The sequence below is a fragment of the Azospirillum largimobile genome, from assembly GCF_977007025.2.
In genome coordinates, this window is the sequence record NZ_CDRMUA020000001.1 from 2,364,617 (window position 1) to 2,385,425 (window position 20,809).

At 68.9% G+C, this 20,809-nt stretch carries 21 protein-coding genes and 1 tRNA gene; 10 read left to right on the forward strand and 12 right to left on the reverse strand.

The window, feature by feature from the left end; all coding sequences use genetic code 11:
* Positions 1–38: 38 nt before the first annotated feature.
* Both ACWPKK_RS11165 and ACWPKK_RS11170 read right to left on the reverse strand, forming a co-directional pair.
* Positions 39–617, reverse strand: coding sequence for a tyrosine phosphatase family protein (locus tag ACWPKK_RS11165; protein WP_452003788.1), 579 nt, complete (start codon positions 615–617; stop codon positions 39–41).
* 338 nt (positions 618–955) lie between these two features.
* The gene (locus ACWPKK_RS11170) at positions 956–1,606 is read right to left on the reverse strand and encodes a DTW domain-containing protein (RefSeq protein ID WP_452003791.1); all 651 of its coding nucleotides are present in this window, start codon (positions 1,604–1,606) and stop codon (positions 956–958) included.
* A 432-nt stretch (positions 1,607–2,038) separates the two neighbouring features.
* Here ACWPKK_RS11170 and ACWPKK_RS11175 point away from each other — a divergent pair, with 432 nt between their 5' ends.
* On the forward strand, positions 2,039–2,221 hold the full coding sequence (locus ACWPKK_RS11175) for a hypothetical protein (protein ID WP_324868812.1): 183 nt from the start codon (positions 2,039–2,041) through the stop codon (positions 2,219–2,221).
* Between the two features lie 20 nt (positions 2,222–2,241).
* On the opposite strand, the gene ACWPKK_RS11180 is transcribed toward ACWPKK_RS11175, so the two are convergent.
* The 4 genes from ACWPKK_RS11180 to ACWPKK_RS11195 form a co-directional block, all read right to left on the reverse strand.
* A complete protein-coding gene (locus ACWPKK_RS11180; protein ID WP_452003794.1) occupies positions 2,242–3,150 on the reverse strand; it encodes an ImuA family protein in 909 nt (302 codons plus the stop codon).
* Positions 3,151–3,286: 136 nt separating this feature from the next.
* Positions 3,287–3,739, reverse strand: coding sequence for an SH3 domain-containing protein (locus ACWPKK_RS11185; RefSeq protein WP_452003797.1), 453 nt, complete (start codon positions 3,737–3,739; stop codon positions 3,287–3,289).
* A 358-nt stretch (positions 3,740–4,097) separates the two neighbouring features.
* Positions 4,098–5,513 (reverse strand): oxygen-independent coproporphyrinogen III oxidase, encoded by a 1,416-nt coding sequence (gene hemN / locus ACWPKK_RS11190; RefSeq protein ID WP_452003800.1) that lies wholly within the window; start codon positions 5,511–5,513, stop codon positions 4,098–4,100.
* A gap of 69 nt (positions 5,514–5,582) precedes the next feature.
* On the reverse strand, positions 5,583–6,020 hold the full coding sequence (locus tag ACWPKK_RS11195) for a DUF4112 domain-containing protein (protein WP_324868816.1): 438 nt from the start codon (positions 6,018–6,020) through the stop codon (positions 5,583–5,585).
* A gap of 167 nt (positions 6,021–6,187) precedes the next feature.
* On the opposite strand from ACWPKK_RS11195, the gene ACWPKK_RS11200 reads away from it, so the two are divergent.
* The 3 genes from ACWPKK_RS11200 to ACWPKK_RS11210 all read left to right on the forward strand — a co-directional run bounded on the left by ACWPKK_RS11200 (position 6,188) and on the right by ACWPKK_RS11210 (position 7,748).
* Complete coding sequence (locus ACWPKK_RS11200) at positions 6,188–6,376, forward strand: hypothetical protein (RefSeq protein WP_452003803.1); 189 nt, start codon at positions 6,188–6,190, stop codon at positions 6,374–6,376.
* 208 nt (positions 6,377–6,584) lie between these two features.
* The gene (locus ACWPKK_RS11205) at positions 6,585–6,818 is read left to right on the forward strand and encodes a hypothetical protein (RefSeq protein WP_452003806.1); all 234 of its coding nucleotides are present in this window, start codon (positions 6,585–6,587) and stop codon (positions 6,816–6,818) included.
* A 210-nt stretch (positions 6,819–7,028) separates the two neighbouring features.
* Positions 7,029–7,748 carry a TerC family protein gene (locus ACWPKK_RS11210; RefSeq protein ID WP_452003809.1) on the forward strand — a complete coding sequence of 240 codons (720 nt, stop codon included), beginning with the start codon at positions 7,029–7,031 and terminating at the stop codon, positions 7,746–7,748.
* Positions 7,749–7,801: 53 nt separating this feature from the next.
* On the opposite strand, the gene ACWPKK_RS11215 is transcribed toward ACWPKK_RS11210, so the two are convergent.
* Positions 7,802–8,212: a CBS domain-containing protein gene (locus ACWPKK_RS11215; RefSeq protein ID WP_310111485.1), complete on the reverse strand. Its 411-nt coding sequence runs from the start codon at positions 8,210–8,212 to the stop codon at positions 7,802–7,804.
* A 133-nt stretch (positions 8,213–8,345) separates the two neighbouring features.
* Positions 8,346–9,560, reverse strand: a complete 1,215-nt coding sequence (locus tag ACWPKK_RS11220; RefSeq protein WP_452003813.1) for a YbfB/YjiJ family MFS transporter — start codon at positions 9,558–9,560, stop codon at positions 8,346–8,348.
* A gap of 172 nt (positions 9,561–9,732) precedes the next feature.
* Here ACWPKK_RS11220 and ACWPKK_RS11225 point away from each other — a divergent pair, with 172 nt between their 5' ends.
* The 5 genes from ACWPKK_RS11225 (at position 9,733) to ACWPKK_RS11245 (ending at position 14,361) form a co-directional block, all read left to right on the forward strand.
* On the forward strand, positions 9,733–10,665 hold the full coding sequence (locus ACWPKK_RS11225; protein ID WP_452003816.1) for a LysR substrate-binding domain-containing protein: 933 nt from the start codon (positions 9,733–9,735) through the stop codon (positions 10,663–10,665).
* 148 nt (positions 10,666–10,813) lie between these two features.
* A complete protein-coding gene (gene fdxA, locus ACWPKK_RS11230; RefSeq protein WP_063635431.1) occupies positions 10,814–11,143 on the forward strand; it encodes a ferredoxin FdxA in 330 nt (109 codons plus the stop codon).
* A gap of 383 nt (positions 11,144–11,526) precedes the next feature.
* The gene (locus ACWPKK_RS11235; protein WP_014248912.1) at positions 11,527–12,027 is read left to right on the forward strand and encodes a CarD family transcriptional regulator; all 501 of its coding nucleotides are present in this window, start codon (positions 11,527–11,529) and stop codon (positions 12,025–12,027) included.
* Positions 12,028–12,239: 212 nt separating this feature from the next.
* On the forward strand, positions 12,240–13,181 hold the full coding sequence (locus ACWPKK_RS11240; protein ID WP_452003820.1) for a hypothetical protein: 942 nt from the start codon (positions 12,240–12,242) through the stop codon (positions 13,179–13,181).
* Positions 13,182–13,464: 283 nt separating this feature from the next.
* A complete protein-coding gene (locus ACWPKK_RS11245) occupies positions 13,465–14,361 on the forward strand; it encodes an RNA polymerase factor sigma-32 (RefSeq protein ID WP_324868823.1) in 897 nt (298 codons plus the stop codon).
* Positions 14,362–14,493: 132 nt separating this feature from the next.
* Here the strand turns inward: ACWPKK_RS11245 and purH are convergent, their stop codons facing one another.
* From purH to ACWPKK_RS11265, 4 genes are all read right to left on the reverse strand, one after another.
* On the reverse strand, positions 14,494–16,098 hold the full coding sequence (gene purH, locus ACWPKK_RS11250; protein WP_452003823.1) for a bifunctional phosphoribosylaminoimidazolecarboxamide formyltransferase/IMP cyclohydrolase: 1,605 nt from the start codon (positions 16,096–16,098) through the stop codon (positions 14,494–14,496).
* Between the two features lie 272 nt (positions 16,099–16,370).
* Positions 16,371–18,038: a heparinase II/III family protein gene (locus ACWPKK_RS11255; RefSeq protein WP_452003826.1), complete on the reverse strand. Its 1,668-nt coding sequence runs from the start codon at positions 18,036–18,038 to the stop codon at positions 16,371–16,373.
* Positions 18,039–18,233: 195 nt separating this feature from the next.
* Entirely contained in the window at positions 18,234–19,529 is a 1,296-nt protein-coding gene (gene rsmB, locus ACWPKK_RS11260; protein WP_452003828.1) for a 16S rRNA (cytosine(967)-C(5))-methyltransferase RsmB, read from the reverse strand.
* A gap of 150 nt (positions 19,530–19,679) precedes the next feature.
* Positions 19,680–19,754: transfer RNA gene (locus tag ACWPKK_RS11265), tRNA-Gly, on the reverse strand.
* Between the two features lie 188 nt (positions 19,755–19,942).
* Here ACWPKK_RS11265 and ACWPKK_RS11270 point away from each other — a divergent pair.
* Positions 19,943–20,734: an enoyl-CoA hydratase/isomerase family protein gene (locus tag ACWPKK_RS11270; protein ID WP_452003831.1), complete on the forward strand. Its 792-nt coding sequence runs from the start codon at positions 19,943–19,945 to the stop codon at positions 20,732–20,734.
* Positions 20,735–20,809: the final 75 nt, after the last annotated feature.

Here is a 20,809-nt window from a genome sequence, read left to right on the forward strand (position 1 = left end):
CGTCTTGCGGTTATCCGTCCCTGCGGCGGTTACAGCCCTCAGTCGATCAGATCCTCGACCTCGCGGACGCGGCCGTTGTCGATCATGAACTGGACCAACTCGGGGCGCTGCTTGCCCAGCGTGAAATGGCGCTGGCGGACGGCGGCGACCAGTTCGCCCCGGCGGCCGAGGATGTCGTCGGCGAATTCGGTCATGCGCAGGTTGGGCCAAGTCTGGGCGCGGATGGCGACCACGGCGGCGACCGCGTCGGCGGCCGGGCGGTCGGGCTGGGCCTGGGCCAGGATCATGGTCAGGGCGGCGGTGGAGCGCGACACGCCGGCATGGCAGTGGACCAGCAGATGGCGGCAGTCCACCGGTTCGGCCAGCAGGTCGCGGCCGAAGGCCAGGATGCGTTCGACGTCCGAGCGTTCCGGCGCGATCTGGCCGCGGGTCGGCTCGATGATGTCGTGGAAGCGCAGTTCCAGCCGCTCATGCTCGCCATAATCGCCGAAGTCGCTCGGCTCGGTCATCTCGGGATCGAGGATGGACAGCACATGGCTGACCTTGCCGCCGCCGAAATTGCAAAGCTCGCTGAGACCGCAGACGGTCAGGCCGAAGGGAACGAAATTGCTGGCCATCATTCTCTCGTTCGATTGCGGATAAGGGGAAGCGCGGGGCCGGGGGCCGCATTTGGCACCCCGCGCCGCGCCCCCGTCAACCCGGCAACCGTTCGTATACGGGCGACTTCGCCCGGATAAGCCCGATCAGAACACGTTGAACAGGTACAGCAGGATGATGATCGGGATCGGAATGCCGACCAGCCACAACAGGATGCCTTTCATGGCGCGTCTCCTTCCTTCGGTCTGATGGATGTCGCGGCCGGTCCGGTCCCGGCCCTCTCATCCATCATCAACGGCCGAGCCGCCGGTTCGTTGCAGCGGCGCGACCGACTGATAAAGAGATGCGCCGAAGGAAATCAGTCCTCCCCGCCGCCATCGCCTCCGCCATCGCCGCCGCCATCCGCATCGTCGCCGGCATCGTCCCGTGGGGGCTGCGCAGGGCGCGGACGGGGCTGGCGCAGCTTCTTCAGCAGCAGGGAGAAGGGCTTCAGCGCGGTATCGAGAATCGCCTGATCGCCCTCCAGCCGCGACAGCAGGAAGGCGCCGGCCTCCAGGGTGGAGACGCTGTCACGCCGCGGCTCCTTGCGCGCCTGCCCATAGAGCGAGCGGAACTGCGGATTCAGCACGATGCGGCGGCACTTCAGCAGCCAGGCATTGCGCCACCACAGGGTCTTGGCCTGACTCCAGGTGCCGTCCAGGACGATGACGCCCTCCAGATCCTCCAGGATCTCGGCGCTGTCGCGGAGCGGCTGGCCGTTCTTGTCGACCACCGCCACCTCGGCCCGCGGGGCGCCACCCTCCTGCACCGGCCCGAGATACAGCACGCCCCAGCGCTTGGGATCGACCTCGCGCCCCAGGATGCGCTTCAGCCCCGGCCAGCTCAGCCCGACCTTCACCATCGAATTGGTGAACTGCAGATGGGCGATCTGGGCGGTGCCGAGATTCTCCCGCTTCTCCTGCGGGTGCTGCAGGATCAGCAGGAACACGCCGTTGTCGATCGGCTGCACTGCCTCGCAAATGCACAGGTGATTAGGTTTTAGGCAGTTGGGGCAAGATTCGGGGGCGGGGGCGCTGTGCATGGGAGGTACGCATTCCTTGAAGAGGATTGGCCGCGAATATGGGTTGGAATGGCGCGGAAGGGAACACATCTCACTCGCAGAGCGGCGGCTGCCGACCGAACGGTGACCGCCGCCACGGCATGTACGACAGATCCCCCCAACCACACCCCGTGTCATACCGGTTCATCTGGGTTCAAAGTGGCTTCGTATAAACCGTTTGTAGAGACTTATTCGTGTGTCATGGACCTCGTGTGACGCGCTTAACAGCTGGCCTGGAACTTGCGTAGTTAATATCCAGGCAAACAGGACGACGGGTGGGCCAGGACCGGCCTTTGTCAGGCTGATCCGCGGTGCCATCCGGCGCTCAGAAGGAGACCTGCCATGCTGCCCGCCCACCTTGCCGACCGCCTGCTGAAGCAGCGCCGCGATGCCGACACGGCGGAATTCGCCCGCCAGCTGCCGCTGTACGCGCCGCTGGACGCTGACGACCCGCGCTGGATGACCGAGCCCGACGAATCGGAACAGGCCGCCCGCCGCGAGCCCGATTGGGCGACCGACTACTGAGCGGCAACTCCTGACGGCACTCACCGGCCGGCGGCAGCCGGGCGGTGACCCGACAGGCCGCTTTCCCGGCTTGACTGTCGGGTGTCGGACATCTGCCACCGGTTTCCGGCCCTGGGATCTCCGATGTTGGGTTCTCCGGTGTTGGGATCTCCGGCATCGCGCCAGCCCTCCTCCTCGCGGATGAGGGTCCAGCGGCCCGGACGGCCGCCACGGCAGCGTTCCAGCGCGACGGACCAGCGCGGCGCTCCCAATCCCGGCAGGCCTCCGGCCGGGCGCGGGGCCCTGTCCTCCTCCTCATCCTGGCTGGGTGCCGCATCCAGCCGCCAGCGGGTCACCGCGGCGCTGAGCCCCTCCGGCCCCTTATCGCTCCACCGCCTGTTCCTGCAGGCTGGCGCTCCGGCGCTCAGGTCCAGCAGGAAACCGGTCACCCCCGACGACTCGGCGGCCAGCTGCAACCGCCGGCTGGCGGTGAGGTCCAGCCCCTCCAACTCGCCCAGCACCGCCGACAGGGCGGAACAGCGCAGCGCCTCCTCCATCGCCCAGAGCGCATCGACCGCCCGCACCGCCCGCACCGCCACCAGCCGGTCCGGCGTCAGCCCATGGGCCGCCAGACCCGGCGCATAGAGGTCGCGCCCCCGCAGGATCCACAATGCCGGAGCCTTCGGCGTCGCCAGCCGGCCCAGCAGAGTGGCGGCGAAGCCGGTACCCGCACCCGGATCCTCCGCCGTCACCGCATGCAGGCAGCCCAGCGGCAAGCCGCCGTCGGGCAGATGCGCGTCGATCGCCTCCACCCCGAACGGCAGCGTCCGCCCGCCCTCCCCGCCCGTCCCCTCGATCCGCCGGATGTGTGCGCGCAGGTCGGCCAGCACGCTGGCACGATCGCGCGGCGCAGAGTCCGCAGGCACGGAAGGGGACGGCAGGGTGGACATGACTCGGCTCCGCTCGACAGGCATATGTTCCTGATATGTTCTATCACGGAGCCTTGTCGAGGGGGGAGTCTGCGACTCCTGTCTTGTGTTGGGATAGGATCCTGGGACCGGATGTGCCGGGACCAGATCGCCCAGGTCAGTTGGCGATGGGTGTGGCGCCGATCTTACCGCGCGGTGCCGCCTTGATGGTCGGGCCGGCATTGTCGACGGGCTTTTCCAGGGTGGTGGAGGTGCCGCGGCTGCCGCGCGGCGTGTTGCCCTTCAGGCTGAGCAGGTGCAGCCGGACATAGGCGGTGGAGCCGCCGGCCTTCACCGCCACCCAATCGCTGTTGCGCACCCGGCCCAGCGTGCTGACCGCCTGCCCGGCGCCCAGCGTGGCGACGACGCCCGACCCGGCGGCGGGCTGTGCATAGACCGGGGTCGATCTGTCCACCTGCCATTCCCCATACATCGGCTCCAGCCCGGCCCCGCCGTCGGGCGCGGTGCGCACGGTCGGGGGGTTGGGAATGCGCTGGTACGGCATGCAGCCGGGAACCGTCAGCGTGACCAGGGCCACCATCAGCGGAAGGGTACGCAAACGCCGGATCATCGCTCACCTTGGAGGGGGCAGGGTGAAGGCAGGAAAGGCCGCGGGGCCTTCGGCGCGACCATACAGGAGGCAGGCTCCTCTTCGCCACCGCAGCGCAACCAGGATCGCTATGCGCTTTTTGGGGCGGTCGGACCCGAAGCCGGAGCGCAGGAATTCACCCCCGGCCTGCGTATCTCGACAATCGGGCACAGCTCCGACACCGGCCGGACGGCCATGTCGCAGAGCGAACTTCGATACAAGGCATCGACGAGGTTGCCGCGTAGACGTGTGGGTTCGGATGCGCGGCACGGGAAAAGGCGGTCGGCGGGTGGCGCCGGCCGCCTTTTCTTTTGGAAACGCCCGTTAGACCGCCCGGCCCTCAAACCGCCCGGCTGTGCCGGCCGGCACCCTTGGACAGGTGGGTGTCGAAGCGGGCGGCGACGATGCGCATCAGGGGGCGGGCGCTCTCCGGCACATGGACACGCCGTCCCTCCACCACCGCGACGCCGTCGGCGACCAGATCGGCCATGCCCTCCAGTTCTGCGTCGAAGGCGGACTCGGCCAACCCGTGGGCACGGGCGATGGCGGCGGTGTCGACCGACAGGTCGCACATCAGCCGCATGATCAGGTCGCGCCGCACCTTGTCGTCCAGGGTCAGCGCAATGCCCTTGCCGGTGGGCAGGCGGCCTTCCTCGACGGCGGCGGCGTAGTGGTCGAAGGGAACGGCGTTCTGCACATAGCCCTGCGGCAGCGCGCCGATGGAGGAGGAACCGAAACCCAGAAGAACCTCGGCGTCGTCGGTGGTGTAGCCCTGGAAATTGCGGCCCAGCCGCCCTTCCTCCTGCTGCACCGCCAGCTCGTCGCCGGGACGGGCGAAATGGTCGAGACCGATGGCGCTGTAGCCGGCGGCGGCCAGCGTGTCGCCGATGGCGGCGAACTGCTCCCACCGTCCCAGCGAGTCCGCCAGCACGGATTCGTCGATCTTCTTCTGGTGGGTCTTCATCCACGGCACATGGGCGTAGCCGAAGACCGACAGGCGGTCGGGCGCCATCTCCAGCGCGATCTCGGCGGAGCGGGCGACGCTCTCCACCGACTGGTGCGGCAGGCCGTACATCAGGTCGAGGTTGACGCTGGTGATGCCGGCCTCCTTCAGCCAGGCCAGCGCCTGTTCGGTCACGGCGCGCGGCTGGACGCGGTTGATCGCCTGCTGCACCGTCTCGTCGAAATCCTGCACGCCCAGCGAGGCGCGGTTGACCCCGGCGCGGCCCAGCGCCGCCGCCATCTCCGCCGTCAGGGTGCGGGGGTCGATCTCCACAGCCAGCTCCGCATCGGCGGCGACGTCGAAGCGGGTGCGCAGCAGCGCGATCATCCCCTCGAAATCGCCGGGCGCCATCATGGTCGGGGTGCCGCCGCCGAAATGGATGTGGCGCACCGCCAGCCGGCCGGGAATGCGGTCGGCCACCATGGCGATCTCGCGCCGCATATGGCCGAGATACTCGGCGATCGGCTCATAGCGGGCGACGATCTTGGTGTGGCAGCCGCAGTACCAGCACATCTTCTGGCAGAACGGCACATGCAGGTAGAGCGACCCGGAGCGCGCGGGATCGATCGCCTCCAGCCAGCCGCCATAGACCTCGCCGTTCACCTCGGGCGTGAAGTGCGGCGCGGTCGGATAGCTGGTGTAGCGCGGCACCCGCAGCCCGTCATACTTGGCGAGCAGCGCGGCATCGACACCATGGGAATGGGACGGATTGGCGGGGGCCGGCTGTACGGCCAGAGCGGTGATGGCGTTCATGAGCGACAGAGTGCCGCAGCCACCCCACCCCCGCCTTGATCCACGTCAAGATCACAGGGACCGGTGCTTTCAGCGCTTCGTCCCGGCTGCGGCCAGACGCTGCTCCAGATGCTCGTGCAGCAGGTTCAGGTTGGCCCGGTTGGCCTTGAAGGCGATGTCGAACACGGTCCCCACCACAGGGATCGACCCCGCCGCCCAGTCCAGCGCGACGTTGAAGGCCATGCGGGCCAGCAGCGCCTTGGGCAGGTCGAAGCGGGCCGCTTCCATGATGATGTAGGCCGAGACCACGGCGGTCGCGGTATCCCCCGCCACCGGCACGATGCTGGCGATTCCGTCCAGCCCGATGGGAATGCGGGTGAAGGGAATGCGCCAGCGGCTGTCCATCAGCCGGGTCAGGCGGCGAAGCCGCTCCAGCCGCTGGAAATCGATGGGGACGGTGCTGCCGGAGCCGCCCGGCGGGAGGTCTTCGGCAAGGTCGCGTCGGCGTGTGCGGATGGCGTCGATCATCGCAAGTCCCCCGATCAGTCGGTCCCGCGCCTGACGCGCGAATCCCCGCAAGGGAAGAACCCGTCACCGCCCCCGCGGGTTCCGCACGCGACGCGCAAAGTTCGCACTCCAAACAAATACCATGGCCGGATATCCTTGCCGACACTCTTCAACCGCTGCGGATTCAGATGGCGATGGCCACCGGGACGGCCATGCCGCTCACGGCCGCCCGCATCCGCGATGCCCGGCAGCATCGCATCTCGTCTTTCCATGCGGTTGATCGATTGGAATACATAGGACTGTCAGGCTTCCGTTGGAGGTCGCCGAAAGCGAAAGATGCAGATGCCGCCGCCGACAGACACGACGCGGCGAATTGACGCGCACGATCATCTAAGCCGCTGCCTCTGCTCGAATTTTCCGAATCGAATACTTTCCTCTCCCGCGGCTTATGCCTTTTGAACGCTGGCAGCGCCTGCAACCCCTGGACACAATACAGCCAACGCATCAGCAAGGCCGCGGGGACGTTCAATCCCGCGGCGCGGGGGCAAGGCCGGCAAACGGCCGCCCGTTTCGTAGGAAACGACCATGACCACTCTCTATTGCGCCTGCTGCGGCAGGCCGTTCGTCCGCACGTCCGCGCGCGGTCCGGCGCCGCGCTACTGCTCACAGGATTGCCGCCTGCAGATGGCGGTGCGCCGCCGCGCCTGGACACCCCGGATGGAGGCCGGCAGGCCCGACAACGGACGGATGGACAACGGACGGATCGAGACCAGCCGGACGGAGGCTGCGGCTTGGGGGCGCCGGGCCTTCGGATCCTGATCGGCCCCCGCATCATCCCTCTTGCATCAGCCGCCCGGCGTCCCATCTCCGCCGGAGCGGCTATAACCGAATTCCTGCGGCTAAATCGCTCCCGCCCCTCTTGCAGCGGGCGGGAACCGACCTCATCTGCGCGCGGTCACGCTGGCGCCTTGCGGTGCCGGCGCACATTTCCCTGACAGCGCCCACCGACCGCCGGAGCCCCGCTTCTTCATGCTCGACCTGCTCGCAGACCCGAATGTCTGGGCCAGCCTTCTGACGTTGACCGCGTTGGAGATCGTGCTGGGCATCGACAACATCATCTTCATCTCGATCATGGCGTCGAAGCTGCCGCCCGAACAGCAGCAACGCGCCCGTCAGGTTGGCCTGGCGCTGGCGCTGCTGACGCGCCTGGCCCTGCTCGCCTCCATCGCCTGGGTGGCGCAGCTGACCCAGCCGCTGTTCACCATCGCCGGATGGGAGGTGTCGGGCCGCGACCTGATCCTGGTCCTGGGCGGCCTGTTCCTGCTGGCCAAGGGCACGCTGGAGATCCACCACACCGTCGAAGGCCATGAGGAGGGAGGCACGGCGCCGAAGCACGCCACCTTCACCTCGGTGGTCGTCCAGATCATGTTCCTGGACATCGTCTTCTCGCTCGACAGCGTCATCACCGCCGTCGGCATGTCCGACCATCTGCCGGTGATGGTCGCGGCCGTGGTCATCGCCATGGCGGTGATGCTGTTCGCCTCCAGCCCGGTCGGCGACTTCGTCAACCGTCACGTCACGGTGAAGATGCTGGCGCTGTCCTTCCTGCTTCTGGTCGGCGTTGCGCTGGTGGCGGACGGCCTGGGCTTCCACATCCCCAAGGGCTACCTGTACTTCGCCATCGCCTTCTCCACCCTGGTGGAGGCGCTGAACCTGCTGGCGCGGCGCAAGGCGAACCCCGGGCATTGAGGCCGCATCGAGGTCAAGGGGGCGCGCGCATGGCGCGGCGCCCCCTTCTTCCATCACGCCTCGGCGCGTTCGGCCATCATGTGCTCGTAGGCGACCTTGAACAGGTCGCGGATCGACACGATGCCGACAGCGCGCTTGCCCTGGGTGATGGGCAGGTGGCGGTAATGCTTGTCGTGCATCAGCTTCAGCGCATCGACCGCGTCGGCGTCGGGCGGCAGGCTGTCGGGGTTGCGGGTCATCACCGTCCCCACCTCCACCGCCGACGGGTCGAGGTCCTTCGACAGGACCTTGTTGTTCAGGTCGCGCTCGGTGACGATGCCGATCAGCGCGCCATGGTTCACCACCAGCACCGCGCCGATGTTCTTGTCGGCCATCATCTTCGACACGGTGGCGACGGAGGTATCCTCCGGCACCAGGATCAGTTCCTGCGCCTTCACGACGTCCGGAACCAGCTTGCGTTTCATGGACTCCCCCAGGGTCTGGTTGTTGTGGACCAGACTGTAGCCAAAGCGGACGATGGGGGAGAACAGCGGTATTGCTGCGGGCGCGGCGCCGATTGTCGCAGGCAAACCTTACGAATACTTACGAATTGTTGGGCTAGGCATTGGGGGTGGCCAGCGCCGGTCCTGCCGACGACCGCCGCCCGGCGATCACCATGCCGGCCGCCAGCAGCAGCGCGCCGAGCAGCACGGCGGCGGCGGCCCCCAGCAGCGCGGCGTTGAAGCTGCCGGTGTGCGTCACCACCAGCCCGGCGGGCAGCGGCCCGATGATCTGGCCCAGCCCATAGGCGGCGGTCAGCGCTCCCACCACCTTGGCCGATGCGCCGGCCGACAGCTGCCGTCCCAGCGCGAAGGCCTGCGACACGATGCCGACGAAGGTGCCGCCGAACAGCAGGGCGGAGACGACGGCGACCGTCGGCGAGCCGGTCATCGGCAGCAGGATGGTGACCGCCTGCGTCAGGTGCGCCAGGATCAGCGACCACCAGCTGCCGGTCCGCCGGGCGACCGCGGCCCAGAACACCCCGGCGCCGATCGCCCCCAGCCCGGCCACCATCCAGGCCGCCTCGCCCACCGCCGCGGTGCCGGGATCGGTCTTCAGGATCGACACCAGGAAGGTGGCGGACACGATGTAGCCGCCGCCCTCCAGAAAATAGGCCAGCGTCAGCAGCAGAAGCGGGGCCGACAGCCCGCCCGCCCGCGCCGCGGCGGCGTTGCCCGCCGTCCCGGCCGCGGCGGCCTGCGGCTGCGGCGCCGGATCGCGCACCCAGAGGCCGGGCAGCAGCCCCAGCACCGCGCAGATCACCCCCAGCGCCAACCAGTCGCCGGCCCAGCCCAGCCGCCCGCCGAACAGCGCCACGAACAGCCCCGACGAGGCGATGCCGAGCCCGACCCCGGTATAGAGCCAGCCGGCGAAGCGTTCCCCGCCCTGGCGTGCCAGCGTGTCCAGCACCATGGCGATGCCCAGGATGAAGATGCCGGCGCTCGACACCCCCGATAGGAAGCGCAGGACCAGCCAGACCGGCATCGCCTGCCCGGCATCGCCCAGGTCGAGCCCCATCGCCGCAGTGGTGGCGACGCTGAGCAGCAGCGACAGCCGGAACACGGCGGTGCGCGCGGCGCCGTGCGGCACGAGGCCCATCCCCAGCGCGCCGACGAAATATCCCAGATAGTTCAGCGAGGCGAGCAGCCCGGCGCCGTCGGCCCCCAGCCCGGTGGCCGCCTGCATCGCCGGCAGGATCGGGGTGAAGGCGAAGCGCGCAACCCCCATCGCGATGGCAAGCCCGATCACGCCGCCGACCAGCACCCGAACCATGATCCACGCCCTCTCGGTTTTCGGCCGGCTCGTTGGACCAGGGACTGTTCGGCCAGCCGATTGATTTGATCATCCATCATGGCTGCGGCCCGGCCCTCATTTCCAATGAATTGTTCTGATGGTAAGCTCCACTTCCAGTGATGGGTGCCATGCGTTTGCAGGAGGCGTCGCGATGGATCTCGCCGGTTTGCGGGTGGTGAAGGCGGTGGCCGATACCGGCAGCGTCAGCCGGGCGGCCGAGGCGCTGAACTGCGTGCAGTCCAACGTCACCGCGCGCGTCAAGCGGCTGGAGGAGGATTTGGGCGTCGACCTGTTCCTGCGCCTCAGCCGCGGGATGGAGCCGACGCCGGCCGGGCGCGTGCTGGCCGGCTATGCCGACCGGGTGCTGCGGCTGGTCGCCCAGGCCCGCGACGCGGTGGCGGAAGCCGCCGGGCGCGGCGGGCGGCTGTCGGTGGGCAGCATGGAATCGACCGCCGCGGTGCGGCTGCCGCCGATCCTGGCCCGCTTCCACCGCGACCATCCCGACGTGGAACTGACCATCGCCCCCGGCCCGACCGAGACCCTGCTGGCCGAGGTGCTGGCCGGGCGGCTGGACGGCGCCTTCGTCGGCGGCGAGGTGGAGCATCCCGACCTGACCGCCCGGCGCATCTTCGACGAGGAGCTGGTGCTGGTCGAACCCGCAGCCGGCCTGACCACCGACAGCGCGCGGCGCACCCTGATCGTCTTCGGCCGCGCCTGCGCCTATCGCGGCCGGGCCGAGATGGCGATGCGCGAGGCCGGTCGCGTGCCCTTCCGCGTCATGGAATTCGGCGCGCTCGACGCCATCCTCGGCTGCGTCGGCGCCGGCATGGGGGTGACGGTGATGCCGCGGTCGGTGGTGGAGCGCGATCCCTGGCGCGAGTTGCTGGCGGCGCGGCCGCTGCCCGACGCGCTGGCCCGCATGCCCACCCAATTCGTCCGCCGCGCCGACGCCATCGAGACGGGCAGCCTGCGCGCCTTCCTGGCGGCAGTGTCGGACAGCGCACCCGCAAGTGAGACCATTGCGGGTGCGACAGGGTCGCCCACATCACGCGCAGGGTTGAACGGCTTGTTGGCGGCGTGCTAGGCAGGCGCGGGTTGGCCATCCGGCCCGGTGCCACGCGCGTGACCTTTTGGAAACGGCTTCGATCCGCCCCCCAGGGATGTCCTTTGGGGCGATACCGGAACAGCGACGCGCGGCCGACACCGCAGGCCGGAACAGCGGAGAAGAGATCATGCCCTACGTCGTCACCGACGGCTGCATCAAGTGCAAGTACACCGACTGCGTCGAAGTCTGCCCCGTGGATTGCTTCTACGAGGGTGAGAACATGCTGGTCATCCACCCCGACGAGTGCATCGACTGCGGCGTGTGCGAGCCGGAATGCCCGGCCGAGGCGATCGTCCCCGACACCGACGACCGCGCGACCAAGTGGCTGGAGCTGAACCGCGACTATTCGGGCCAGTGGCCGAACATCACCCGCAAGAAGGACGCGCCGGCCGACGCCGACGAGTTCAAGGGCGTGGACGGCAAGTTCGAGAAGTTCTTCTCCCCCAAGGCGGGCTGAGACCGAACCAGCGGATGCGGCCCGGCTTGCCGGGCTTCCCCAGGGAAAACCCACGACTCTTCCGAGTCGGGCCGCATCAACCGATTGCACCCGCCGATGTTGCCATGCAAAATCGACGGGTCGGCCATGGCCGGGCGATGGACGATTTCCGCCCGGGTGCTTGCGCGTTCCCTTTGTAACTCGGGCGTAACATCGCTATAATGCGCGCCCGGAGCCGGCCTCCGCGCCATTGCCGGTTTTCCCTTCGCTCAAGGACTCGTGGCTTTTGTGATCGTCGTGGATGGGCCCCATCCCCACGGCGCCATAACTGTCCGGGGTCCTTTTTCGTCCCTTCCACCGGGACGGCAAAATGGCGTGATCGCGAGAAGTGAGAGCCAATCCAAATGTCGAACAAGCTTGACTTCGAAGCCGGTGACTTCGTCGTTTATCCGGCTCATGGCGTCGGTCGGGTCGAAGGGATCGAGACCCACAGCATCGCCGGACTCGAGGTTCAACTCTACGCGATCACGTTCGAGAAAGAGCGGATGACGCTCAAGGTTCCCGTCACCAAGGCGCGCAACGCCGGCCTGCGCCGCCTGTCCTCCAAGGACCGCATCAAGGTCGCGCTGGAGACGCTGCAGGGCCGTTCGCGCGTCCGCCGCACCATGTGGAGCCGCCGCGCCCAGGAGTATGAGGCCAAGATCAACTCCGGCGACCCGGTGTCCATCGCCGAGGTGGTGCGCGACCTGTACCGCGGTGCCGACCAGTCCGACCAGTCCTACAGCGAGCGCCAGATCTATCAGGCCGCCCTGGAGCGTCTGGCCCGCGAACTGGCCGCCGTCGAGAAGATCGACGAGACCAAGGCGACGGAGCGTCTGGAGTCGGTGCTGTCCAAGGCGGCCTGACGCCGGGGCAGGATACGTTCCGAAAATCCGTCCGTGACACGAACGGGCGCGCGGCTGCTACGTCAAGCCGCGCGCCCGTCTCGTTTTTTCACCTTTGTTTCGGCGGCATGACACGCCTAAACTCCCCGCCGCCTTCCGGCTCCGGCACTTGCCGGCACCACCGGACGGGCCGCTGACACCGGCTTCGCGAACGACGTCGAAGGGGATCGAGTTTGGGTCTGCCGCCGCGCCTTGGTCATCCCGCCCGCCATGCCGGGACCATCGTCGCCGCCGTCGAGGACGACAGCCGCTTCGCGTCGCTCGGCCGTCCGCGCCGCGTCTGGGCCATCGGCGCGATCCATGCCCAGCCCGACCGGCTGGACGTGATCCACCATGCCATCGGCCAGCGCTTCCGCCCCGGCGACCGGCTGGTCTATCTCGGCAACATGATCGGCTTCGGCGACGAGGTGGTGGAGACCATAGACCGGCTGCTGGCCTTCCGCATCGCGCTGCTGGCGATGCCGGGCATGATCGCGTCGGACATCGTCTATCTCCGCGGCCAGCAGGAGGAGATGTGGCAGAAGTTGCAGCAACTCCACTTTGCTCCCGATCCCCGCACCGTATTGGACTGGATGCTGCGCCAGGGCGTGGCGCCGACGCTGGCGGCCTATGGCGGCAACCTGGAGGCGGGCATGGCGGCGGCGCGCGGCGGCGCCGTGATGCTCGGCCGCTGGACGCGCGAACTGCGCCAGTCGATGGCCGCCCATCCCGGGCACGAGGCACTGTTCAACGCCCTGCGCCGTGCCGCCTACACCGGCGGGCCGGTCGGAAGCCCGGCCGCCGGCGATGGGGCGGATGACGGAACTCCCGGCGCCAGCAGCCGGGGCGGCGGCAGCCTGCTTCTGGTCAACGCCGGCATCGACCCGCGGCGCCCGCTGACCGGCCAGGGCGATGCCTTCTGGTGGGGCGGCGCCGCCTTCGCCCGGCTGGACCAGCCATATGGCGCTTTCCGCCGTCTCGTGCGCGGCTACAACCCTCTCTGGTCGCCCGAAGACCCCAACGTGGAGGTCGGCCCGGTGACGGTGACGCTGGACGGCGGCTGCGGCCGTGGTGGGCACCTCGTCTGCGCCTGCTTCGATTCTTTCGGCGAGATGCTGGACCTTTTCCAGGTGTGACCCACCCTTAGGTCCAGCCCAGACCTTCCGCCCGTCCCTCCTGCCCCCGCATACCGCTCGCGCCATCCTCCGGAATGCCATGGAATAGGCCTCCGGCAAAAATCGTCCATCCCTTGTGATCCGTTGTCCCTACACCTGCGTATGATTCCGCAACAGGGCGCGCTCATGCTTGTTGTGTAACCCGACGGCATCGACCGGGGGCAGGCGGCAAAGCGGCGAAGACCCGATAGTACGGGGATATGCGAAGGAACACGATGCCGCCCAGACGGGAAGGAAGGGACGGATGGCATACATCGACGATCCGGAGACTCAGCGTGCGAATCTGAGCTTCATCAAGGCATCCATGCGCGAACCGTTGCTGTCGCGCGACCATGAATTCGACCTCGCCCGAAAATGGCGCGAGGGCAACGACGAACGCGCCCTGCATCAGCTGGTTCGGGCATACACCCGTCTGGTGGTGGCCACCGCGTCCCGTTTCCGCAACTACGGTCTGCCGATGGGCGATCTCGTCCAGGAGGGCAATGTCGGCCTGATGCAGGCGGCCAGCCGCTTCGAGCCCGACCGCGAGGTGCGTTTCTCCACCTACGCCGCCTGGTGGATCCGCTCGGCCATGCAGGACTACATCCTGCGCAACTGGTCGATCGTGCGGACCGGCACCACCGCCGCGCAGAAATCCCTGTTCTTCAACCTGCGCCGCCTGCGCGCCAAGATCGACAGCGCCACCCAGAACGGCAGCGGCGCACCGCTGACCAGGGAAGGCCGCGAGTGGATCGCCGGCGAACTGAAGGTCGAGGTGTCCGAGGTCGAGGCGATGGAGATGCGGCTGTCCGGCTCCGACCAGTCGCTGAACACGCCGGTGGCCGACGGCTCCGACGACGACTGGCAGGACTTCCTGGCCGACCAGCGCCCCTCGCCGGAGGATGTGGTGATCGGCATGCGCGACGCCAACACGCGCTCGCAGTGGCTGGCGGAGGCGTTGGGCGAACTGAGCCCGCGCGAACGCACCATCATCCGCGAACGCCGCCTGCGCGAGGAAGGAGCCACGCTGGAGGAACTCGGCCGCGAACTGGGCGTCAGCAAGGAGCGCGTGCGCCAGTTGGAGCATCGGGCGCTGCTGAAACTGCGGCAGTCGATGCTGAAGCGGGTCGAGGATTCCGACGACCTGCTGGCGGAGGCGTGAGGGGTCGCACTGTTTGCCCCCACCCCGACCCTCCCCCGCTGGGCGGGGGAGGGAGTAAGTCCCAGAGCGGCGGAGTTCCCTCCCCCGCCCAGCGGGGGAGGGTTAGGGTGGGGGTCTAACCTCCCCACCGCCTCAATGCCGGAAGTGCCGCATTCCGGTCAGCACCATCGCCAGACCCTTCTCGTCCGCGGCGGCGATCACGTCGTTGTCGCGGATCGAGCCGCCCGGCTGGATCACCGCCGTCACCCCTGCCTCGGCAGCGGCCAGCAGGCCGTCGGCGAAGGGGAAGAAGGCATCCGACGCGACGACCGAGCCCTTGGTCAGCGGCTCCGACAGGCCGGCGGCCTTGGCGGCTTCGGCCGACTTGATGGCGGCGATGCGGGCCGAGTCGACGCGGCTCATCTGGCCGGCGCCGACGCCCACCGTGGCGCCGTTCTTGGCATAGACGATGGCGTTCGACTTGACGTGCTTGGCGACGCGGAAGGCGAACAGCAGGTCGGCCAGTTCCTGTTCGGTCGGCGCGCGCTTGGTGACGACCTTCAGCTCGGCCGGGTTGACGCGGCCGCTGTCACGGTTCTGCAGCAGGAAGCCGCCGGACAGCTGCTTGATCATCATGCCGGGCTCGGCCGGGTTCGGCACGTCCTTGGTCAGCAGAACGCGCAGGTTCTTCTTGGTCGCCAGCAGCGCGCGGGCGGCCTCGTCGGCGTCGGGGGCGATCACCACCTCGGCGAACAGCTTGGAGATTTCCTCCGCCGTCTCGGCGTCCAGGCTGCGGTTGACGGCGATGATGCCGCCGAAGGCGCTGACCGGATCGCACAGCAGGGCCGACCTGTAGGCCTCCAGCAGGTTGGACCCTTGCGCCACGCCGCAGGGGTTGGCGTGCTTGATGATGGCGACGGCCGGCTGCTCGAACTCCGCCACCAGCTCGAAGGCGGCGTCGGTGTCGTTCAGGTTGTTGTAGGACAGCTCCTTGCCCTGCAGCTGCACGGCGGTGGCCACGCCCGGACGCTTCTCGCCGGTGACGTAGAAGGCCGCCTGCTGGTGCGGGTTCTCGCCATAGCGCAGGGTCTGGGCCAGCGAACCCGACAGGGTGGTGCGCGGCGGGAAGGTCTCGCCCAGCTGGCCGGCCAGCCAGGTGGAGATGGCGGCGTCGTAGGCGGCGGTGCGGGCATAGGCGCGCTGGGCCAGCTTGCGGCGCAGGGCCAGCGTGACGCAGCCGTCATGGGTCGCCAGCTCGTCCATCACCGCCTCGTAGTCGGACGGCTCGGTGACGATGGCGACGAAATCGTGGTTCTTGGCGGCGGCGCGGATCATCGCCGGCCCGCCGATGTCGATGTTCTCGACGCAGTCGTCATAGGCCGCGCCCTTGGCGACCGTCGCCTCGAACGGGTAGAGGTTGACCACCACCAGATCGATGCCGGGGATGTCGTGCTGGGCCATGGCGTCGGCATGGATGTCGCGGCGGGCCAGGATGCCGCCATGGACGCGCGGATGCAGCGTCTTGACGCGGCCGTCCATGATCTCCGGGAAGCCGGTGTGGTCGGAGACTTCCCGGACCGGCACGCCGGCCTCGGCCAGACGCTGGGCCGAACCGCCGGTCGACAGGATCTCGACGCCGCGGGCGGCGAGCGCCTTGCCCAGTTCCACCAGACCGGCCTTGTCGGACACGGAGATCAGGGCGCGGGTGATGCGGACCTTGTCGGGGGCGGGGGCGTGGTTGGCTTTGGGCGGGCTCATGGCGTCATCCTGATCGCTGCGGGTGTTGCGCAAGGCCGCAGGCAACCGGGGAGACCCGGACAAGCACGGAAGAAGAAAAGCACGGACGGCCACGGAAATGCCGCGCAGCTGTGCTTATCCCTGCCTGCCCCCGGCGATGCCGGTCCGGACGGACATGGATAAGCACGGCGTGAAGAGTCCCGTGGTCGTCCGTGCTCCAAATCCCGTGTTCATCCGTGTTTCCACGCCTTCTCCCGAAGGGTATAGGCCCGGCCACCGCGGATGGGCGCGATTTACGCCGCCTTGCGCTCGCGGCGCAAGGCCCATTTCACCGTCAGGCCTTCGGGGCCGCATTGTCCCTGCATCATGATCTGCCGGGTGCGGCGCGGTTCCTCCCCGCTGCCGAGATAGACGCTCTCCGCCACCTCCAGCACGGCGCCGGTTACCCGCATGCGCCAGGCATTGCCGCTGGGCAGGCGCAACAACACCTGATCGTTGCTTCCATTCCCCGGCCCCTGCACCGGCACCACCTCGACATTGGGATGCAGGTGGAAGCGAATGGCGTAGGGCTGCGGCTGCGGCGTGGCGCCGATCACCGGTTCCAGCGTGTCCTCGCCGCGCAGATCCTCGCCATTGTCGGCCAGATAGACGCGGCGGCGGTGCAGAAGGCCGAAGCCCTTGCTGTAGCCGTTGTGGCTGGCGACCACCAGCATGGCGCCGTCCGATTCCTGCCGTTCGCAATTGACGTTCGTCGGCCGACGGCCCAGCCCGCCCTTATCCAGAACTTCCGACGAGTTGGTGTCGGCGACCACCATGGTCGAATGGGCGGATGTCCCGGCCAGCGCCGCGCGCCAGGGGCCGCGCTGGGACGGGTGGCTGCCGCAATTGACGATCAGCCTCTCCTTGTTGACGGAGACCTCCATCGACAGGGTGCCGGCGTGGGCGCTGCGGTCCAGCCCCACCGGCGGCGGCGCGCCGGTGTCGAGCAGCACCAGGGTGCGCCCGGCGAGCAGCCGCTCGAACCCGGTGTGCGGCGCGCTCTTCAGCGGACGGCCGCGGGCGTCGGCCTGGGCCAGCACCGTGTCGATCAGCGCCGGGTCCTCCTCCCGCCCGCCGTTGAACAGGGCGAGCCCGCCATCGACGTGGCGGAAGAAGCGGAGCGCCGGCGTCATGCGGTCGATGGCATGCTGGAGGCTTTCGGGCACCTCCTCCCTCGCGACGCGCAGAACGGCGCGCATGTCGATCAGGTCGCGCAGCACCCGCATCTGGATCGACGGGTTGCGCTCCACATGGCCGCCGTCGGGCAGGATCTGGCGCGGCAGCTCCTTGTCGAGCAGGCGCAGGGCCTCCCGCGCCGCCTTGTCCTGGTCGGGCAGGCAATAGCCGCCATAGAGCAGCCCCTTGATCGCGCCGATCAGCCGCTCGCCGTCCAGCTTGGCCGGCGCCACCCGCAGCAGATGGCGAAGCTGGCGCGCCATGCTCTCGAACACGCGGGCGCGGAACTCGTCGTCGGCGGACGCGCAGTAGAAGTCATGCAGACCGATCCAACTGGCCAGCCGCGTGCCCAGCACGTCGGGCGCCCAGCTCTGCGCATGCCAGCCGCCATTCTGGTCCAGCCACGACCACACAAGCACCCGCGCCCGCCGCCGCGCGGTGTCGCCGCCGACCGCGCGCAGGTCGCGCAGCCATTCGAAGCCGTGGGCGGCGCGCAGCCAGCCCGGGCTGGCGCCCTGGGGCCGCCAGTTGGGCGCGCCGTTGGGGTCGACCATGACCGCCTGCCCGGCGAAGCCCATTCGGCCGGCCAGCATGGCGTTGCCGTTGCCGGTGTCGCCCGGCCAGGGATCGGGCGGGACCACCGCCAGCGCCCCCGGCGCCTTGCCGCCCAGCATCAGGGCGTAGAGGGGATTCCCATAGGCAAGGCGCGCCATGCCGCTGCGAAACCGTCCGTTCCCGTCGCCCATCAGCGCCGACTCCTTCAGGACCGCGAGCGGCGTCGGCGGCCGGCGGAGGGTGATGATGCGGTGCGGGAGAACACGGACGAAAGCATAGGTCGTGTCGTATCAATTCGCCGCCCACACCGCAAGACAGGCCTGGGATTTATCCCCCGCTGCGGAACGGATACGGCCTTAATCCGGGCGCCGTTAGTCCGGGCGCCATCAGTCCGGGCGACGGCGCAGCCGTGCGACGAAGAAGCCGTCGATCCCGCCGAGATCGGCCAGCATCCCCGGAAGGCTGCGGACCTCGCCGGCCTCGTTGATCGGCTCCGACAGGCCGCCGAGTTCCTCGGCGGTGACCGGCCAGCGCTCCACCCGCTTGTCCTGCTGCAGCAGGCGGGCGATCTGCACCTCCCCCTCATCCGGCTGGATGGAGCAGGTGCAGTAGACCAGCGTTCCGCCGGGCTTGACCAGCTCGACCGAGCGCGCGAGCAGCCGCGACTGGGCACGGGCCAGCTTGGCGATGTCGTCGGGCGTCTTGAGGCGCAGGATGTCGGGATGGCGCCGGATCGCCCCGGTCGCCGAGCAGGGCGCGTCGAGCAGCACCGCGTCGGCCGGCTCCTCCGGCTCCCAGGTCGCGGCGTCGGCGGCCAGAACCTCGGCCTCCAGCTTGAGGCGCTTCAGGTTTTCGGTGACCCGCTCCAGCCGGCGGGCCGAGCGGTCGATGGCGGTGACCTGCGCGCCCTGCACCACCAGCTGCGCCGTCTTGCCGCCGGGGGCGGCGCAGAGGTCGAACACCCGCTTGTCCCGAAGATCGCCGAACAGCTTGGCCGGCAGCGAGGCGGCGAGGTCCTGGATCCACCACTCCCCGTCCTCGAAGCCCGGAAGCTCGATCACCGATCCGCCGGGCGGGCGGCGCAGCGATCCGGTCGGAAGCAAGGTGGCGCCCAGCCGCTCGGCCCAGCCCTCGGGGTCGGACTTCACCGTGATGTCCAGCGGCGCCTCGTGCAGGTGCGCCTCGACGATGCCGCGGGTGCGGGCGGTGCCGTAGGCGGACCGCCAGGACAGCCACAGCCAGTCCGGCGTGTTCAGCCGCCCGGCATCCTGCCGCGCCGCCATCTCCACCCCTTCGCGGCCGATCCGGCGCAGCACGGCGTTGATCAGCCCCTTGTAGGGAGCGGCATTGCGCGCCGCCGCCAGTTCCACCGCGGTGTCGACCGCGGCATGGGCGGGAGTGTTCAGGAACACCAGCTGCGCCGTTCCCAGCCGCAGCATGTCGTGGATGGCGGCCTTGGGCAGGCCCGGCTTGGCGAGGCTCGACTGGATCAGTTCGTCGATCTGGCCCAGGCGGCGCAGGACGGTGGCGACCAGCAGGCGGACGAAGCCGCGGTCGCGCGGCTGCAGCGCCGCCAGTTCGGGATGCGCGTCGAACGCGTCGTCGAAGGGAACGGACTTGCGCAGCACGTCGCGCAGCAAGTCGAGCGCAACGCCGCGGGCGGCGAGGGAAGTGTCGGTCATGGATAAGGATCTAGCGCGCCGGACGGCCACTGTCGATACGGGATGCCCGGTGTTTCCGGACAATGAATGCCAAAAAAGCGGAGGCCGAAAAAGCGAAGGGCCGGTGCGTTGCCGCCCGGCCCTTAGGTCTTCGCTTTTCCACCGGAGAACTGGAGCGGGCGAAGGGATTCGAACCCTCGACCCCAACCTTGGCAAGGTTGTGCTCTACCCCTGAGCTACGCCCGCGCTCCCGTCGTCCGGGAGCCGCTTTCTACGGAAACACGGCCGCCGCCGCAAGAGGAAAATTCACCGTACCCTCACTTTTTTCGCCACGGCCTGCTCTCTCTTTGCGGCGCTGCGGCACCGGGCGTCTTGCGTCCCTTCGGCGGGGCGCTATGGTGTGCGGCCATACGGCAACGGATGGAGATTGCGGCATGGCCGGCACCATCACCCTGACCCGCGATGGAGCGGTCGCGACCCTGACCCTGTCCAACCCGGACAAGCTGAACGCCTTCGACAAGCCTATGTGGCACGCCCTGATCGGCCACCTGAGGGATCTGGAGGCCGACGACGGAACCCGTGTCGTGGTGATGCGCGGCGGCCCCGGCTCCACCGGCTCCCGCACCTTCTCCCCCGGCGCCGATATCTCGGAGTTCGAGAGCGAGCGCAACAGCCCCGAACAAGGCGCCGACTATGGCGACCTGATGGACGAGGGGCTGGACGGACTGCGGGCCTTGCGCCACCCGGTGCTGGCCGCGATCGACGGCCCCTGCTGCGGCATCGGCTTGGCGGTGGCGCTGGCCTGCGACCTCAGGGTCTGTTCGGAGAGCAGCCGCTTCGGCGTGCCGGTCAGCCGGCTCGGCATTTCCATGGGGCCGACGGAGCTGAAGCTGGTCGCCGATGTCGCCGGCGGCCCGGCGGCGATGGAGATCCTGTTGGAAGGCCGCGTCTTCGGGGCGGCGGAGGCCAAGGACAAGAACCTCGTCCACCGGGTCGTCCCGGATGAGGGCTTCGAGGCGGAGATCGCCGCCACGATCCAGCGCATCGCCGCCGGCGCGCCGCTGGCCGCCACCCTGCACAAGCGCTATGTCCGCCGCCTGTCCGACCCGGCGCCGCTGACCGAGGCCGAAATCGCCGAATGCTACCGCTGCTTCGGCACGCAAGACTTCCGCGAGGGCTACCGCGCCTTCCTGGAGAAGCGCAAGCCGGTGTTCACGGGGCGCTGAATCCGGCCGCTGAACGAGCCGCAAGTTCCGGCTTACGCATGGCAGGGCTTTCGCACGCGCGATGGTCATGGCGGC

Excerpts from the sequence above, each read along its gene's own strand:
- ACWPKK_RS11165 (WP_452003788.1), bottom strand. The coding sequence starts at position 617 with ATGGCCAGCAATTTCGTTCCCTTCGGCCTGACCGTCTGCGGTCTCAGC.
- ACWPKK_RS11175 (WP_324868812.1), top strand. The coding sequence starts at position 2,039 with ATGCTGCCCGCCCACCTTGCCGACCGCCTGCTGAAGCAGCGCCGCGAT.
- ACWPKK_RS11180 (WP_452003794.1), bottom strand. The coding sequence starts at position 3,150 with ATGTCCACCCTGCCGTCCCCTTCCGTGCCTGCGGACTCTGCGCCGCGC.
- ACWPKK_RS11185 (WP_452003797.1), bottom strand. The coding sequence starts at position 3,739 with ATGATCCGGCGTTTGCGTACCCTTCCGCTGATGGTGGCCCTGGTCACG.
- hemN (WP_452003800.1), bottom strand. The coding sequence starts at position 5,513 with ATGAACGCCATCACCGCTCTGGCCGTACAGCCGGCCCCCGCCAATCCG.
- ACWPKK_RS11195 (WP_324868816.1), bottom strand. The coding sequence starts at position 6,020 with ATGATCGACGCCATCCGCACACGCCGACGCGACCTTGCCGAAGACCTC.
- ACWPKK_RS11200 (WP_452003803.1), top strand. The coding sequence starts at position 6,188 with ATGGCGATGGCCACCGGGACGGCCATGCCGCTCACGGCCGCCCGCATC.
- ACWPKK_RS11205 (WP_452003806.1), top strand. The coding sequence starts at position 6,585 with ATGACCACTCTCTATTGCGCCTGCTGCGGCAGGCCGTTCGTCCGCACG.
- ACWPKK_RS11210 (WP_452003809.1), top strand. The coding sequence starts at position 7,029 with ATGCTCGACCTGCTCGCAGACCCGAATGTCTGGGCCAGCCTTCTGACG.
- ACWPKK_RS11215 (WP_310111485.1), bottom strand. The coding sequence starts at position 8,212 with ATGAAACGCAAGCTGGTTCCGGACGTCGTGAAGGCGCAGGAACTGATC.
- ACWPKK_RS11220 (WP_452003813.1), bottom strand. The coding sequence starts at position 9,560 with ATGGTTCGGGTGCTGGTCGGCGGCGTGATCGGGCTTGCCATCGCGATG.
- ACWPKK_RS11225 (WP_452003816.1), top strand. The coding sequence starts at position 9,733 with ATGGATCTCGCCGGTTTGCGGGTGGTGAAGGCGGTGGCCGATACCGGC.
- fdxA (WP_063635431.1), top strand. The coding sequence starts at position 10,814 with ATGCCCTACGTCGTCACCGACGGCTGCATCAAGTGCAAGTACACCGAC.
- ACWPKK_RS11235 (WP_014248912.1), top strand. The coding sequence starts at position 11,527 with ATGTCGAACAAGCTTGACTTCGAAGCCGGTGACTTCGTCGTTTATCCG.
- ACWPKK_RS11245 (WP_324868823.1), top strand. The coding sequence starts at position 13,465 with ATGGCATACATCGACGATCCGGAGACTCAGCGTGCGAATCTGAGCTTC.
- purH (WP_452003823.1), bottom strand. The coding sequence starts at position 16,098 with ATGAGCCCGCCCAAAGCCAACCACGCCCCCGCCCCCGACAAGGTCCGC.
- ACWPKK_RS11255 (WP_452003826.1), bottom strand. The coding sequence starts at position 18,038 with ATGGGCGACGGGAACGGACGGTTTCGCAGCGGCATGGCGCGCCTTGCC.
- rsmB (WP_452003828.1), bottom strand. The coding sequence starts at position 19,529 with ATGACCGACACTTCCCTCGCCGCCCGCGGCGTTGCGCTCGACTTGCTG.
- ACWPKK_RS11270 (WP_452003831.1), top strand. The coding sequence starts at position 19,943 with ATGGCCGGCACCATCACCCTGACCCGCGATGGAGCGGTCGCGACCCTG.